Raw genomic sequence first — 15215 nt, 5'->3', positions numbered from 1 at the left:
GCCCTGCCCGCCCTGGCGCTCCCCCCGCGCACGGGTGCGCCGGCCACCGCCGACGAGGCGGGCGGGGAACCGGCTCTCGGCGAGTCGTCGGGCGAACGTCTGCTGCGCGGGCTGCGGGCGCTCGGCGCGCTGCTACCGCCGGACGCCGACCCGTTCGCCGACCCCGCCCGACTGGCCTCCGTCCACGCCCAGGCCGCCGTGACGGACCCCTCCCTCTGTCTGGCCGGCCTGGTCCACTACGTGCTCTGCCTGGGTTCGATGGCCCATCTCTCCGACGAAAAAAGCAAGTTGGCGAAGGAGATCGACGACCTGAGAGCGGCGCGCGCCAAAGGTGTCTACCTGGTCACCGAGGTCGGGCAGGCGGGCAGCCACCTCGCCACCCGCACCCGCGCCGACCTCGCACCGGACGGCCGGGGCTTCGTCCTGCACACCCCGCACCCGGCGGCCGCGAAGTTCGGCAGCGCCGGCACGCTCGACGTGCCGCAGACCGCCGTTGTCCTGGCCAGACTGTTCACCGCCGGCACGGACCGGGGCGTTTTCGGCTTCGTGGTCGACCTGACCGCCGACGGACGGCCGGCCGACGGCGTGGAGATCTCCTCCCCGATCGGCCTGGGCGCGCTTCCGCTGGACTACGTGCAGGTGCGCTTCAACCGGGTCCGACTCCCCTACGGACGTTGGCTCTCCGACGGCGCGCGCATCAACGAGGACGGCGTCTTCCACGATCCGGCCGGTTCGCCCGGGCAGCGCCTGCCGCGCACGCTGCGCGTCGGACAGGGCCTGTGGGCGACGATGCCGGCGGTCGCCGCCGCCACCAGCCGGCAGTCCGCCGTGCAGGCCGTCAACCTCTCCCGTCAGCGCCGGAGTCACGGCCGGCTGGCCCCGGGCGAGCCGCTGATCGCCTACCGGACGCAGCAGCGGGCCGTGCTGGGAGCGCTGGCCGACGCGTTCGCCCTCACCCGGGCCGCCCACGGCGCCCAACAGGCCTGGCGGACCGCACTCGCCTCCGCCGCCGTCCCCGCCCCGGGACCCGTCGGGGCCCAAGGGCCGCCGGAGCATTCGGGATTCGCGCCGTGGGTGGCCGTGAGCCAGCCGCTGGCGGCGTACAAGGCGGCCAGTGTGCGGCTGGCCGCCCGTGTCACCGCCGAGTGCCAGCGACGCTGCGGCTTCCTCGGCCACCTCGACGTGCACCGCCTCGGGCCTTACCACGGCTTCCACCACGCCTTCGACGCCGCCGGCGGCGACAGCCAGCTCATCCTCTACGACGTGGGCCGGACGCTGGTGGAGCAGCACCGTGCCGGCAGGCAGACAACACCGCCCGCCGACGACGACCCACCGGTCGGCACACCGGGCTGGTGGCCTTCGGTGCTCCGCCGCCACCGGCACGCGCTCACCGAGCAATTGGCACGTCATCTGGCGGACAGCAAAGCCACCGACCCGTTCGAGGCGTGGAACCCGCTGCTGGAGGACGCAGGACACCTGGGCGAGGTCTACGGTGCCCAACTTCTCGCCCAGGACGCCGCACACGACGTGACCACCGAGTCCGGCGCGGCGCCCGGCCCGCACCGGCTGCCGGAAGCGTTGGCCGCCCTCCACGGGGTCACCGCCGCCCGTCGATGGTCCGGCCCGCTGCTGGCGCTGGGGACCCTTCGGCCGGCGGACGTCGCGGAACTCCCGTCCGTCACCGACCGGCTCTGCGACCGGCTGCTGCCTCAACTTCCTTTGCTGCTGCAGGCGTTCGCCCATCCGCCGGAGGTCGGAGGTACACCGCTCACCGCCCCCGACCACAACGCCGCGCTGGCCGCCACTCTCACCTGGAACCGGGGAGGTACCGCATGAACCGCCGTCGGATCGGCGTCATCGGGGTCGGCACCCATCTGCCGCCCACCGTCCGCACCAACGCCGAGGTCGCCCGCCACGCAGGGGTGACCGACCGGTGGATCACCGAACGCACCGGCGTGCGCAAACGCCACGTCGCCGGACCCGGCGAAGCCGCCTCCGACCTGGCGGCGGCCGCCGTCCGGGCCGCTCTGGACGCCGCCGGCGTGCCGGTCGCCGACGTCGGCCTGCTGGTCTGCGCGACCTCCACCCCCGACGAGCTCGGCCCCGCCACCGCGTGCCGGGTCCAGGCCCTGGTGGGCGCGTCCCGGGCGGTCGCACTGGACGTGAGCGCGGCCTGCTCGGGCTGGCTGTTCGGGGCGAAGGTCGCCCACGACTGGCTGCGCGGTGAGGCTGCCCCCGGGTACGCGGTCGTGGTCGGGGTGGAGGCGTACTCGAAGTTCGTCGACCCCTCGGACCGCGGGACGGCTGTGCTGTTCGCGGACGGCGCCGCGGCCACCGTGCTCGGACCGGTGCCCGACGACCAGGGGTTCAGCCACTTCGCACTCGGCTCCGACGGCACCCTCGCCGACCGGGTGCTGATCCCGGCGGGCGGCAGCCGCCTGCCCGCCGACGCCGCCACGGTCGAGGGCCGCGCCCACCGCATCCGGATGGACGGACGCACCATCAGCCGCTTCATCACCGAGGTCTTCCCCCGACTGATCACCGACGCCCTCGCCCAGGAGGACCTGAAGATCGACGACGTGGCGTGTGTCGTCGCCCACCAACCCAACCCGGTGCTGCTGCGCCGCGTCGGCGAGGACCTGGGCATCCCCGCCGGACGCCTCATCGTCGTCGGTGACGAGATCGGCAACATCGGCGCGGCCAGCACGCCCTACGCGCTGGCCGCCGCCGCGGCCCGCCACGGCCTGCGGCCGGGCGACCGGATCGTCCTCGCCGTCTTCGGCGCCGGGATGACCTGGGGAAACGCGCTGCTCACCTGGAGCGGGGCGCCCGCCGTCCCTTCCCTCCCCGCGACCGCCACCGCGACCGACACCGCCGCCGACACCGCCACCACGACCGCGACCCACTGAGAAGGAGCCCTCTGATGAACGCTCTCGACCTCTTCCGACTGGACGACGCCCGGGCGCTGGTCACCGGAGCCTCACGCGGCATCGGCAAGGCCGTGGCGATCGGCCTCGCCGACGCCGGCTGCGACGTCGCGCTCACCGCGCGCAGCCTGCCCGCGCTCGACGCCACGGTCCGGGCCGTCGAGGAACGCGGCCGGAAGGCCGTCGCCGTCGCCGCCGACCTCGCCCGCCCCGGCGCCGCCACCGACCTGGTCGAACAGGCCGCCTCCGCACTCGGCGGACTGGACGTCGTCGTGCACAACGCCGGCACCCTGCCCACGGCCGAGGACGGAAGCCCGAAACTGGTGCCGCTGGAGGCGGCCGACCAGCAGGACTGGGAGACGGTCGTCGCCGTCAACCTCAACGCGACCGCCGCGCTCTGCCGCGCGGCCCACCACCACCTCAGCCGGTCCGAGCGGGCCAGCCTTATCCTCATGTCCTCGGTCGCCGGCCTCGTCGGCACGCCGATGATGGAGGCGTACGCCGCCACGAAGGCGGCCCAGGTCTCCCTCGCCCGCAGCCTCGCCGTCGGCTGGGCGCGCCAGGGCGTCAGGGTCAACGCCCTCTGCCCCGGCTGGGTCCTCACCGACATGACGGCGTTCGCCAGCGCCACCGGACCCCTCTCCGACTGGCTCACCAGCCACGTGCCGCTGGGCCGTTGGGCGAGCGCCGAGGAGATCGTCGGCGCCGCCCTCTTCCTCGCCTCGCCCGCCTCCTCGTTTGTCACCGGGCACGCGCTGGTCGTCGACGGAGGACTTGCCGTGCCCGACGGAGGGCTCGCCGGACACCCCAAGCCGCCTTCCCCGTTCGCCGCCGCGTGAGCCACCGCACCCGGCCCCGGCCCGCGCACCCGCACCCGCACCCGCACCCGCACCCGAGAGGACCACGATGCGGCTGACCGACTCCACCGCCGTGATCGCGGGCATCGGCGCCTGCCTGCCGCCCAGGATCGTCGACAACCGGACCGTCGTGGCGTCCGGCGGGCTGGACACCGACGACCGCTGGATCCGCGAACGCACCGGCATCACCCACCGCCGCCACGTCGACCCCGGCACCAGCACCGGCGACCTGGCCGTCGGCGCCGGGCGGGCCGCGCTCGCGTCGGCCGGTGACGACAGCCGCCCCGACATGGTGCTGCTGGCGACCACCACCCCGGACCATCCCTGCCCGGCCACCGCCCCCTCCGTCGCGCACCGGCTCGGACTCGGCGGCGTACCGGCCTTCGACGTCAACGCCGTCTGCTCCGGCTTCCTGTACGCCCTGGCGACCGCCACCGCCCTCGTACGGGGCGGCGCGTGCCGCACCCCGCTGGTCATCGCCGCCGACACCTACACCACGATCGTCGACCGCACCGACCGGACGACCGCGCCGATCTTCGGCGACGGCGCGGGCGCGGTACTGCTCCGCGCCGGCCGCGCACACGAGCCGGGCGCCGTCGTCGCCACCGACCTCGGCGCCGACGGCGCGGGCCAGGACCTCGTCACCGTCCCCGGCGGCGGCTCCCGCCACCCGCGCGGCCTGCCCCAGCCCTCCCCCGACGCGCACCACTTCAGGATGCACGGCCGGGCCGTCTACGCGCACGCCGTCCGCCACATGACCCGCTCGGCCCGCGCCGCCCTGGACGAGGCGGCCTGGCCCACCCACACCGTCGAGGCCTTTGTGGCCCACCAGGCCAACCAGCGCATCCTCGACTCGGTCGCCGACCGCGTCGGCATCCCGCCGCGACACCGCCACGGCAACATCCGGACGCTGGGCAACACCGCGGCCGCCTCCATCCCCCTCGTCCTCGCCGACCCGGACGTGCACGGCGCGGTGCCGGCCGGCGCCCGCGCCCTGCTCACCGCCTTCGGCGGCGGCCTCACCTGGGCGTCCGTGGCCCTCAACTGGCCCACCGCCGTTCCGCGCGCGGAACCACCGCCGCACGACCTGGACACCACACCGCTCTGCACCCCCGACCTGTCGAGGAGCCACCCATGGAATCCACCCGTCAGCACGCCATGACCGTCCTCTCCACCGTCCTCACCGAGAAGTTCGAGGTGCCCGCCGACCGGATCGACGACGACGCCACCCTCGCCGACCTCGAACTGGACTCGCTCGCCGTCGTCGAACTCCTCGTCACCCTCCAGGAGGAACTCGGCGTCCCCCTCGACGACTCGGAGGCCAGCGGGGAGACCACCGTCGGAGAGGTGAGCCGCGCGGTCGTCCGCCTCCTCGGAGCGGACGAGGACCGGGACGGCTCCCCCGGGAGCGGCACCGCGCCGGGCCCCGGGGCCGCCGCGCCCCCGGAGGTCGTCGAGTGACGGAGGAGATCGTCGTCAGCGGTATCGGCATGGTCACCGCGTCCGGCGCCGGGGCGGAACCGACCTGGGACGCGGTGTGCTCCGGCCTGCCGACCGCGAAGAACGACCCCGCGCTGGAGGGCCTGCCCGTCGACCTCTCCTCCCGGGCGCGACTGCCCGACGCCGGCCGGGGAGCGGCGTGGCGGCACGACCGCGCCACCCGCCTGCTGTCCACCGCCGCCCGGGAGGCACTTCGTTCGGCCGCGCTCGACACCGCCGACTGGGACCCGGCCGCAGTGGCGGTGGTGATCGGCACCGCCGCGGGCGGCATCGCCACCCTGGAGACCCAGCACGGGAAGCTCCTGACGGGCGGCCATCGAGCACTCTCCCCCATGACGCTCCCCTCCTTCCTCCCCAACATGGCCGCGGGCCACCTCGCCCTCGAACTCGGCGTCACGGGCCCGTCCCTCCAGACCTCCACGGCGTGCGCGTCCGGCGCCACCGCCCTCATCACGGCATGCCTGCTCCTGCGGTCAGGAGCCTGCGACATCGCCGTCGCGGGCGGAACCGACGCCATGGCCACCCCGCTGTGCGTCGCCGCCTTCGCCAAGCTCGGCGCGCTGTCCCGACGCACCGGCGAACCGGACGCCGCCTCGCGCCCGTTCGACCGCGACCGCGACGGCTTTGTCCTCGGCGAGGGCAGCGGCGTCCTCGTCCTGGAACGCCGCGCCCACTGCATCGCCCGCCGCGGCCGTCCGCTGGCCGTTCTCGCCGGGGCCGGCGCCACCGGCGACGCCCACCACCCCACGGCGCCCCACCCCGCCGGCGCCGGGCTGCGGGCGGCGACCAGAATCGCACTGGCCCAGGCAGGGGCCGCCCCGGACGACGTCGACCACGTCAACGCGCACGGCACGAGCACCCGTCTCAACGACGCCGTGGAGGCGGCCGTGATCCGGGACCTCTACGCACGCCGTCCACCGACCGTCACCTCCGCCAAAGGCTCACTCGGGCACACCATGGGAGCCGCCGGCGCCATCGAGGCGGCGCTCACCGTGCTCAGCATCAGCCGCGGCACCGCTCCCCCCACCGCCAACCACACCGCCCCGGACGCCGACACCTCCGGCATCGACGTCGTCGCCGGTACGGCGCGCGCGCAGACCATCCACCTCGCGCTCAGCCACTCCCTCGGGTTCGGCGGCCACAACACCGTGCTCACCCTCACGGCACCCTGACGAGGGGCCGTTCCGGGGCTCAGCGGACGGACGAGCCCGGGTTCTCCGCGTCCCACTCCTCGCGGGCCGCGGCGATGGCGGGGCGGTGGGCTATGGACCAGTCGGCCAGCGCCTTCACCAGGTGGGTGAGACTGTGCCCCAACTCGGTCAGCTCGTACTCCACCTGGGGCGGGACGGTCGCGTACACCGTGCGCTTCACCAGCCCGTCGCGCTCCAGGCGGCGCACGGTGAGAGTGAGCATCCGCTGGGAGATGCCGCCCGGTATGGCGCGCTGCAGCTGCTTGAACCGCTTCACGCCGGAGTTGAGTTCCACGATCACGTAGACGGACCAGCGGTCGCCCAGGCGGTCCAGGACGTCGCGGACCCCGCACTCCTCCTGCGGCGTGTCACAGGTGATCACCGGCTCGTCGATCACTGCGGATCGGGCCGGGGTGGTTACCGCGGTGTGCCCTGCTGACACGAAAGTGCCTCCTTACGCGACGGGACGGGACTGCTCAGGATGAAACCACGCGTGATCGAAAGGACTTCCTGTGATTCTGGTGACCGGCGCCTCGGGCGCCCTGGGCGGACTCGTCGCGAAGCAGCTGGCGGACCGTGACGACGTGGTGTTCGGCACCCGGGCGCCCCGCTCGGGTGCCGAGCGACGCGTCGACTTCGACGACCCGTCCTCGCTCGACCTGAGCGGCGTGGAGACCGTGTTGATGATCTCGGCCGGCTTCGGCGAGGACGACGTGGTCCTCGCCCGCCACGAGTCGGTCGTCTCGGCCGCCGAGGCGGCCGGGGTGCGGCACCTCGTCTACACGAGCCTCAGCGGCGACGGCGACCACCTGCCGTACGCGCTCGCCCACCGCTGGACCGAGCGCCGGCTGCGGCGCAGCCGACTGCGGTGGACCGTGCTGCGGAACGGCCTGTACGCCGAGTTCCTCGCCATGATCGCCGCGCCCGACGCCGACGGCGTCATCACCGCGCCCCTCGGAGAGGGACGGCTGGCCGCCGTCGCCCGCGCGGACCTCGCGGAGGCCGCGGCCCGGGTGGTGGCCGCCCCGGACGAGCACGCGGGGCGGACCTACGAGCTGGTGGGCACCGACCCGCTCGGCGGCGCGGACCTGGCAAGGGCCATGGGGGCGACGTACCGGCCCGGCTCGCTCGGAGCCGTCCGCGCGGCGATCGGCGCGCCCGGCGGGCTGCCCGCCCTCCAGGTCCCGATGATCACGGGCACGTACTCGGCCATAACCGGCGGCTTCCTCGACGGCACGGGCGTCACGCACAACGCACTGCCAGACCTCCTCGGCCGGCAACCCGAGCCCGCGATCACCGCCTACACGGCAGCACTGAGCGCCGTCCCGCGCCTCACTCCCTGACCACCCCCGCCCGGCCGGCGATGAGAAAGCCGCGCCTTGTCCGTCGATACCGGGTGACGGCGGACCGTCCGCCGTCACCCGCGCCCCCGCCGGGGCGACGACGGAAAGGACGTGCCGCATGACCGCCAACCCTGTGAAGGGTCCCGCCAGCTACTTCCCCTCCATCGAGAAGAAGTACGGGCGGCCGGTCGAGGAGTGGCTGGAGATCATCAGCTCCTCGCCGCTGGCCGCGCACATGGAGCTCGTCACGTGGCTCAAGGAGGAGCACGGCCTCGGCCACGGCCACGCGAACGCCCTCGTGGCGCATGCCCTCGCCTCCCCCCGGGACAGCTGAAGCGCGGCGGGGTTCGCGGGTGCGGCGGCCCGGGAAAGGTTGACTCGGCGCCACCGCCTCGGCGCCCCTGGGTGTCGAACCGCCGAGCCGTGGAGGACCCGTGAGCCTGTCACAGCACCGCCTGTTCCCGCTGGACCCGCACGCCGACCCCGTGGCGGAGGCCGAGCGGCTGCTCGCCCTCGGACCTCTTGTCCCGGTGGAGCTACCGGGCGGGGTGGCCGCCTGGGCCGCGACGGACCTCCCGACCTGCCGCCTGGTGCTGGGCAGCCGCGAGCTCAGCAAGGATCCGCGTCACTGGACGGAACTGGCGGACGGCCGCATACCCGACGGCTGGGAGCTGATCGCGCTGGTACGCGGGGCCGCGATGCTGCACCAGGACGGCGCGGATCACCGACGGCTGCGGACGCTGGTGGGAAAGGCGTTCTCCCGCAGTCCCGTGGCCGCGATGGCGCCCCGCGTGCAGCGCGTCGCGGACGAGCTGTTGGACGACCTCGCCACGGCCGGGGCGGAGGAGGTCGTGGATCTGCGGGAGGCCTACGCCCGGCCGCTGCCCATCCGCGTGATCTGCGAACTCCTCGGTGCGCCCGACTCCCTCGTGGCCGAGCTGCGCGATCCCTTCGAGCGGCTTGTCAGTCCGCCTCAGGGCGACAGCGCCGCACAGAGCGCGCACACCGCCATGAAGGAGGTCTTCGACCAGGTGGCGGCTCTGGTCGAGATGAAGCGGGCGGCTCCCGGCCGGGATCTGACCAGCGAGCTGATCGCCGCACGGGACGGCGGCGACGCGCTTGATGAGAGAGAACTCGTCGAAACCATCTACCTCCTGCTCATCGCGGGACACGAGACGACCGTCAACTCGATCGTGAACACCCTCCACGCTCTGCTGACCCATCCCACGCAGTTGGCGGCCGCGCTCGCGTCAGAGGACCCGCGGATATGGGAGAACGTCACGGAGGAGGGGTTGAGGTACTCCTCGCCGATCCGGCATGCCCTCCTGCGCTATGCCGTGGCCGACACGGTCTTCGCCGGCGTCGAGGTGGGCCGGGGCGAGCCCGTCCTCGCGAGCATCTTCGCCTCCGGCCGCGATGCCCAAACCCACCATCACCCGAACGAGTTCCTCCACTTCCGGACGACCAGGTCGGCGCACGTGGCCTTCGGCCGAGGGCCGCACCACTGCGTCGGCACGCAGCTCGCCAGGCTGGAGACCGCCACGGCGCTGCGGGCGCTCTTCCGTCGCTTCCCCGACGTGGCGCCGGCCGGGACACCGGAGCGGCTGAGCTCCATCCCCCTCCAGGGCTTCACGGCCCTGCCGGTCCGTCTGCGCGGAAAACCGACCGAAACCGACGCCCCCTGACGTCCTGACAGCCGGACGGCGCCGAGTTGTCCACAGGCTGAGGCAGGCCGATGCGGGATGTCAGTGGCCGCACTTACCTTTCCGGCATGACTCGATCCGAGCAGGTGTACGCATACGCCCGGCCGCCCGCCCTGCGTTCCTCGGCGCACGGTCCGGCGTTGGGGCTGGAGACGTCGGGCGGCCTCACACCGTCCGGGCCGGTCACGCGCCCGGAGTTCTTCACAGGGTTCCTGACCCGGCCCGAGGCCGCCTCGGCCGCGCTGCCGGCGTTGCGGGCGGTGAAGATCAATCGCCTGGCGGACGCCCTGGCCACGGCCGGCAACGCGGGCGCGCCCGCCACCGCGTGGGCGGTGCTGGCGGGGCTGCCGCCTCCGTTGCTCGCCGAGGAGTCTCTCCCGCGAGGCACAACCGAACTGCTGACAGCGGCCGCAGACTGTGCGGCCGCCGCCGGAGCCAGGGGTGAACTGCCGGGCCTCGCGGCGCTCGCGGCCCGAACCACCCGGTCCCGTCAGGTGAGCGAGGCCCGCCGCCTCCACACCACGCTCACCTCGTGACCGTCAGGACCCTCGTGACCGTCGTGGCCGCCATGACCACGGTGGCGCGGGAGCCGGTCACTTGCGGACGCGGGGATGGAGGGCCGCGTGAGTGGCCAGAAGGGGGGTGCGATCCGATTCCGGAAGCCGGCGGACGGCCTCGCGCAGGGTGAGGCCGGAGACCCGGTCCAGGCGGTCCGAGAGCCAGCGGGTGACCGGCTGGGGATGGTGCTTGGTGCCTTCCCTCAGCATCCAGCCGATCGCCTTGCGGACGAAGAAGCGGTCGTCGGTGAGCAGCGGGTCGGCGACCTCGCCGAAGACGGGGAACCACCGGGGGAAGTCGGCCTGCTGACGCAGGCCGGGAAGGAAGGAGAGCAGTCCGCCACGCCTGACCCACTGCTCCTCGTCGGCGGCCCATCGCCGTACGTCGGGCTCGACCTCGGGGTGGGCGAGCAGGAGACGGCCGGCGACCGTCGGGGCGAGCAGGTCGACGTGCGCCCAGGTGCCGCACTGCCGCAGCAGCCGCTCCAGCAGCGTCATGTCGTCCGGGACGAGGAGGTGCACATGGACGTCGAGAACCAGTAGGGCGACCGAGCGGTGCTCGTGCACGGGTCGCGACCACAGTTCCTCCGCGAGCCGGATCACGTCGGCCCTGACGAGGTCCGGATGCTCGCGGGTGAAGGTCTTCACCAGTCGGCGCATGGCGGGTACCGGCACACCGACGTGGTCGAGGTCGCTCTTGAGGTAGCGCTTCTCCCCCTCGGCGCGGCCGGGTACGGCGCTCGCGTCGAGTCCGGCCCTGAGCTGGTCGGCGAGTGTGGTGACGGCGGCGGCTTCCATCAGTGTGCTTGTTCTTTCCGTCGGGTGGCGGAGCTGAGCAGGCATCAGCACGCGGGACGTCGCCGGCCGGCCGGTGCACCTCGCGTCCCCTCGTCGGCCGGGCGAACCGGTCGGCGGTGGCGTCGTCTCCAACATAGCGGCGGAGGACGGGTGAGACCGTGTTCAGCGCTCGGATCGCGCCGAACGACGGGGCCGGCCGGCCCGCCGGGGGCCGACCCCCGGTGGGCGAGCGGGCGCTCAGCGGAGGGTGACGACGGTCGCCGCGCCCAGCGAACCGTCCGTGGGCAGCCGCCACGTCCGCGACGGTCGGCCTTCGGTCAGCCGCGCCACGCCTGCGGCGTCGGGCTGAAGCCGCCCCCGCTCGTAGCGGACGAAGTGCACGACGACGTCGGCCGGTGGCCGCTTCGGCAGCCGTCGGTACTGCCGGTAGGTCACCGCGTCGCAGCCCGAGTACCAGCCGGTCTCCGGGACATAGCCGGTGACCACGAGGCACGGCCGGCCACCCGCCTCGGCGGCCACCGCGCGGGCCACCGGCACCGTCGACCGGTTCTGCGCGGTCGGGCCCGGCATCGCGCCGTGTGCGACCACCTGGACCGTGCCCAGCACGGTGAGCGCGGCCATGCCGGTGATGGCGGCCAGGATCGGGCGCCGTCGTTCGCCCGCCCGGGTCGCGACCGCCTGCACGCCCAGGATGGTGAGCAGCACCACCGACAGGTAGACAAAGCGCGGCTCGCCGTCGGTGGCCGTCCCGAGCACCACCGGAAGCAACACGGCGGTCGCGGCCAGGAAGACCTGCCGCCGGTCCTCAACGCCCGCCCGGCCCTCAGCGAGTTTCACGCCCCGGGCGGCCCGGAGCCGTCGCGCCGCGCCCACCGCCGCCACCAGGCCGGCGACCATCACCACCGCCCCGAGGTCACCGGCGAGCCGGTAGGGGAAGATCGCGAGGTAGTAGAGCAGGCCGTCGCCGACGAACGAGCGTTCCGCCTGGGATGTCGCCCAGGTGATGAGCCCGAGCGGCCAGCCGGTGAGTGCCGTCGCCTGCACGAAGTGCGGCAGCATGCCGAGGAGGATCAGCCCGGCGGCGAGCGCCAGGTGCCGTGCGCGGGCGGCCCACGCCCGTGGTCCGTACGCGAGCAGAGCCGCCAACGCGATCGCGCACAGGTTTCCGACCACGCCGTACCGCAGGTAGAAGGCCGCGAGCACCACGGGCGGCAGCAGGAGCAGCGCCCGCGAGTCCGGCTTCTCCTGAGCCCTCGTCACCAGGTAGACGACCACCAGCAGGAGCCCGGTGGCCCCGATGTCGGTCAGGAACTCCGGCATCCGGCGCAGGAACCCCAGGCCGCTCAGCACCAGCAGTGTCACCAGCGCGGCCCGCACGGGAGTGGTCCAGCGCGCGGCGACCAGCCAGACGACCGTGAGCGTGAGGAGCGCCAGCACCAACGTCACCGTCCGCAGGGCGCCGACGTCCGGATGAACGCGCAGGGCGAGCGTTCCGAGAAGCGGGAGGCCCGGTGGCCGGTAGGGCCCCCAACCCGCGTCGGGCGGACCGCCGTCCGTCCACGAGCGTGCCTTGTTCGCGTAGACGGCCTCCTCGTGGCCGATCCACGGCTCGTGGTCCTGCAACGCCGCCCATACGGCGATGGTCAGGGAGAGGACGGCGCCGAGCCCGGCCGCCCCCAGCCACCGGCCGGACAGCCGAGGTCCGGTACGGCCTCCCGGGGGTTTTCTGGTGTCCGCCGACCGGCCGGGCGCGGCCTGCGGCGCACGGCCCGGCGGGTCGTCGGCCGTCGGCCGCCGGACGCCGCCTCCCCACCACAGCAGTGGGGCCGCAAGCAGCAGCAGGGGCCAGGGCTGCCAGCCGGGCAGCCAGCCGCCCGCGCCCACCGCCAGCATCAGCTGCTGCGACGCCGCCAGCACGGTGACGAGTACTCCGGCTCGCCAGGCCGCCCGCCGTCGACCCGGTGCCGTCGGCGCCCTTCGCCCTTCGGAAGCCTCGGCACTTCGCCCGTCCACCGCGCACGAAGCCACGGTCCCCCCTCACGCCGACAGCCGTCGCGGTCGGCGGGCCCGCGCCCACCGGCCCACCGCACGGCCGAACCTGATCCCGGCTGGTCAGGCCGGTACGACACACCCTGGCACACCCGTCCCAGGGCTCCGGAACCGGCGGCCCACGAGGGCCGGCGCCGGGCGAGGCGACGCCGCAACCCGCCGCGCGCCGTACCGCACGGTTTCGGCCAGTCCGCCGGGCCCGTCTTCACCGGCCATGGCCGAGAAACAAGCCAGCGGGCACCCCAGGACCGTCGCCGAAGCCCGACCTCCACCACCAATCCACACCGTGACCGTACGACTACAACACGTAAAGCGCACGCGGAGCTGATCCCCGCCCCCCATATCCCGCCGACCGGTTTGCCGCTTGGCGGCCCACGCGCCGCACCGCAGTCTGGAGAACGTCGCCTGCGCGGCCGCCAACCATTCCGCCCGCCCGCAGTTCAGCCTCTGTCCAGTCGCACCCGCACCCGAGGTCGCCCGTTGCGAATACGCCCTGACGCCGCTGCCGCCGCCCGGGACCAGTACGCCGTCGAGGCGCTGGTCCGGGTCACGCTGCGCCGTGCCTTGCCGGACAGCGTTCCCGTGCCGACGGTCGACTCAGGGGCGCTTCGCGACCCGCGCGTGGTGGCTCTGGCACACGCCGTCGCGCGTGGTGAGGGTCCCGGCCCGGGGTGTGCCGCCGCGCTGCTCGCCACCGCGGCGGCGCAGGCGCCGGAGCACCGCTGGCCGGCGTTCGCCGCGCCGGCGCCGCATCTGCGGCAGTGCCTGCGGCGGGCGCTCGCGGCCGGACCGCCCGGTGTCGGCCGTTCCGAACGGCCGACCGCGCTTGTGGACTGGCGTCCCGAGGACCAGGTGCGGGTCACCGCCGCGATCCGGCTGCTGGACCGCCGCTGGGTCCGCATGCTGGACGAACTGCGTTCCGTGACAGTGGCGTTGGCGCTGGTAGACGGCCCCGGAGTGGAAGGCCACACCGACTTCCGGGTGCACGGCGCCGTGCTGCTGAACCGCCGCCGGCTGCACGACAGCCCCCGCGGCCTGCCCGGCACGGTCAGCTGCGCCGAGGCGCTGGTGCACGAGGGGACCCGCAGCCGGTGCAACGCCGCGGCCGTCAGCGCGCCGTTCCTCCTACCGGCCGCCGGAGATCGTGCGACGGACGCGCCACTCCACGCCGATCCCCGCCCGCTCGACGTGCTCTTCCAGCAACTCGTCGCCCTCGTCCGCTGTGCCCAGTTCTACCGCCGGATGCTCGACGCGGCCGCCGCACCGAACGCGGCGGACGCCGACGCCGTACCGCCCGCCGTCCGGGACCGGTACGGCAGCCTGCGCCACCAGGCCGTGCAGCTCGCCGCCGCGCTGGAGACCCAGCGCACCCGGCTGACCGGTGTCGGCGCGGCGGTGCTGGACGAGACGCACGCGGCGCTCGCCGCACCGCCGCACGGCCCTGTGGTCCGGCGATGACAACGGCGGGGACCTGGCCCGTCCAGGTGTTCCGCCCGTTTCCCGAGGCCGAGGACGTCGTCTTCGCCCGAACCGCGGCCCGGTCCGCCGACTTCGGCGCGGGTGACCCCACCGTCGGCGCCCCGGTGGTGACCGGCGGCGCCGCGGGCGACAACCCCAAGGAGGTCCGCGTCCGCGCGCTCGCCGAACTCGTGGAGCGCACCAGCAACATCCTGACCGGCCGCCACGTCGAGTCCCACGCCACGCGGACCAACGCCCGCGGCCCGCTGCCCGACCCCGGCCTCCCCGACGCGACCGCGCTCACCAGCCACGACCGGCTGCGCCGGCACGGCGTCCCGGCCCTCGACCCGGCCGCACTGCACCCGCCGGCGCGCGCCGAGCAGTCCCGGGCGGTCCGACAACTGTGGGTGGCGGGCTGCTCGTTGCTCACCGGGGACCGCCTCTTCCTGCCGGCCGGCGCGGTCTTCCTCCGCCACCGCCCGCCGCACGGCGACGCCTCGCCCTTCCGCGCCGGTTCCGCGGGTCTCGCGGCCCACCGGAGCCGGGCGGCGGCGATCGAGCACGCCGCCGCCGAACTGTGGGAACACGACCTGCTGCGCCGCAGCTGGTCCGGCGAGCTTCCCGCCGAGAGCGCCGACCGCGCGACCGCCGCCGCCTGCGGCGCGTCCCTGTCCCACGCCCTCACCCGCCTCGGGCTGCGCGTACATCTGCTGACGATCCCCGCCGTGCCGCCGGACCGATGCGTTGTCGCCTGCCTGCACCGCCAACGCGCCCGTTCACACCAGTCCTTCGGGGCGCGCCTCCACTCCCCCGACCCGACGCCTCCCCCGAAC

At 74.5% G+C, this 15215-nt stretch carries 15 protein-coding genes; 12 read left to right on the top strand and 3 right to left on the bottom strand.

What is annotated here, in order from left to right; translation table 11 throughout:
* From GL263_RS08910 to GL263_RS08885, 6 genes are all read left to right on the top strand, one after another.
* On the top strand, positions 1–1836 hold a 1836-nt coding region (locus GL263_RS08910), incomplete at its 5' end, for an acyl-CoA dehydrogenase family protein (RefSeq protein ID WP_228456300.1).
* Positions 1833–2909, top strand: coding sequence for a 3-oxoacyl-ACP synthase III family protein (locus tag GL263_RS08905; protein ID WP_182855049.1), 1077 nt, complete (start codon positions 1833–1835; stop codon positions 2907–2909). The genes GL263_RS08910 and GL263_RS08905, both read left to right, overlap by 4 nt.
* A 14-nt stretch (positions 2910–2923) precedes the next feature.
* Positions 2924–3766, top strand: coding sequence for an SDR family NAD(P)-dependent oxidoreductase (locus GL263_RS08900; protein WP_182855048.1), 843 nt, complete (start codon positions 2924–2926; stop codon positions 3764–3766).
* Positions 3767–3833: 67 nt separating this feature from the next.
* Positions 3834–4946 (top strand): beta-ketoacyl-ACP synthase III, encoded by a 1113-nt coding sequence (locus GL263_RS08895; RefSeq protein WP_182855047.1) that lies wholly within the window; start codon positions 3834–3836, stop codon positions 4944–4946.
* Entirely contained in the window at positions 4919–5245 is a 327-nt protein-coding gene (locus GL263_RS08890) for an acyl carrier protein (protein WP_182855046.1), read from the top strand. The genes GL263_RS08895 and GL263_RS08890 overlap by 28 nt, the downstream gene beginning before the upstream one ends.
* Positions 5242–6456 (top strand): beta-ketoacyl-[acyl-carrier-protein] synthase family protein, encoded by a 1215-nt coding sequence (locus tag GL263_RS08885; RefSeq protein WP_182855045.1) that lies wholly within the window; start codon positions 5242–5244, stop codon positions 6454–6456. The genes GL263_RS08890 and GL263_RS08885 overlap by 4 nt, the downstream gene beginning before the upstream one ends.
* Before the next feature lie 19 nt (positions 6457–6475).
* On the opposite strand, the gene GL263_RS08880 is transcribed toward GL263_RS08885, so the two are convergent.
* The gene (locus GL263_RS08880) at positions 6476–6916 is read right to left on the bottom strand and encodes a winged helix-turn-helix transcriptional regulator (RefSeq protein ID WP_182855044.1); all 441 of its coding nucleotides are present in this window, start codon (positions 6914–6916) and stop codon (positions 6476–6478) included.
* A 70-nt stretch (positions 6917–6986) separates the two neighbouring features.
* Here GL263_RS08880 and GL263_RS08875 point away from each other — a divergent pair, with 70 nt between their 5' ends.
* The 4 genes from GL263_RS08875 to GL263_RS08860 all read left to right on the top strand — a co-directional run bounded on the left by GL263_RS08875 (position 6987) and on the right by GL263_RS08860 (position 10056).
* The gene (locus GL263_RS08875; RefSeq protein ID WP_182855043.1) at positions 6987–7817 is read left to right on the top strand and encodes an NAD(P)H-binding protein; all 831 of its coding nucleotides are present in this window, start codon (positions 6987–6989) and stop codon (positions 7815–7817) included.
* 118 nt (positions 7818–7935) lie between these two features.
* Entirely contained in the window at positions 7936–8151 is a 216-nt protein-coding gene (locus GL263_RS08870; RefSeq protein ID WP_182855042.1) for a DUF4287 domain-containing protein, read from the top strand.
* A gap of 100 nt (positions 8152–8251) precedes the next feature.
* Positions 8252–9502, top strand: a complete 1251-nt coding sequence (locus tag GL263_RS08865) for a cytochrome P450 family protein (protein WP_182855041.1) — start codon at positions 8252–8254, stop codon at positions 9500–9502.
* 86 nt (positions 9503–9588) lie between these two features.
* Positions 9589–10056, top strand: a complete 468-nt coding sequence (locus GL263_RS08860; protein WP_182855040.1) for a hypothetical protein — start codon at positions 9589–9591, stop codon at positions 10054–10056.
* A 57-nt stretch (positions 10057–10113) separates the two neighbouring features.
* On the opposite strand, the gene GL263_RS08855 is transcribed toward GL263_RS08860, so the two are convergent.
* Both GL263_RS08855 and GL263_RS08850 read right to left on the bottom strand, forming a co-directional pair.
* Positions 10114–10920 carry a DNA alkylation repair protein gene (locus GL263_RS08855; protein ID WP_228456298.1) on the bottom strand — a complete coding sequence of 269 codons (807 nt, stop codon included), beginning with the start codon at positions 10918–10920 and terminating at the stop codon, positions 10114–10116.
* Positions 10921–11112: 192 nt separating this feature from the next.
* Positions 11113–12792, bottom strand: coding sequence for a glycosyltransferase family 39 protein (locus GL263_RS08850; protein ID WP_323379309.1), 1680 nt, complete (start codon positions 12790–12792; stop codon positions 11113–11115).
* Positions 12793–13404: 612 nt separating this feature from the next.
* On the opposite strand from GL263_RS08850, the gene GL263_RS08845 reads away from it, so the two are divergent.
* Both GL263_RS08845 and GL263_RS08840 read left to right on the top strand, forming a co-directional pair.
* On the top strand, positions 13405–14382 hold the full coding sequence (locus GL263_RS08845) for a hypothetical protein (protein ID WP_182855039.1): 978 nt from the start codon (positions 13405–13407) through the stop codon (positions 14380–14382).
* On the top strand, positions 14379–15215 hold an 837-nt coding region (locus GL263_RS08840; protein ID WP_182855038.1), incomplete at its 3' end, for a YcaO-like family protein. The genes GL263_RS08845 and GL263_RS08840, both read left to right, overlap by 4 nt.

Origin of the sequence: Streptomyces durbertensis, from assembly GCF_014156695.1 — a bacterium.
GTDB classification, from domain to species: domain Bacteria; phylum Actinomycetota; class Actinomycetes; order Streptomycetales; family Streptomycetaceae; genus Streptomyces; species Streptomyces durbertensis.
This window is presented reverse-complemented; position numbering and strand designations above follow the sequence as displayed.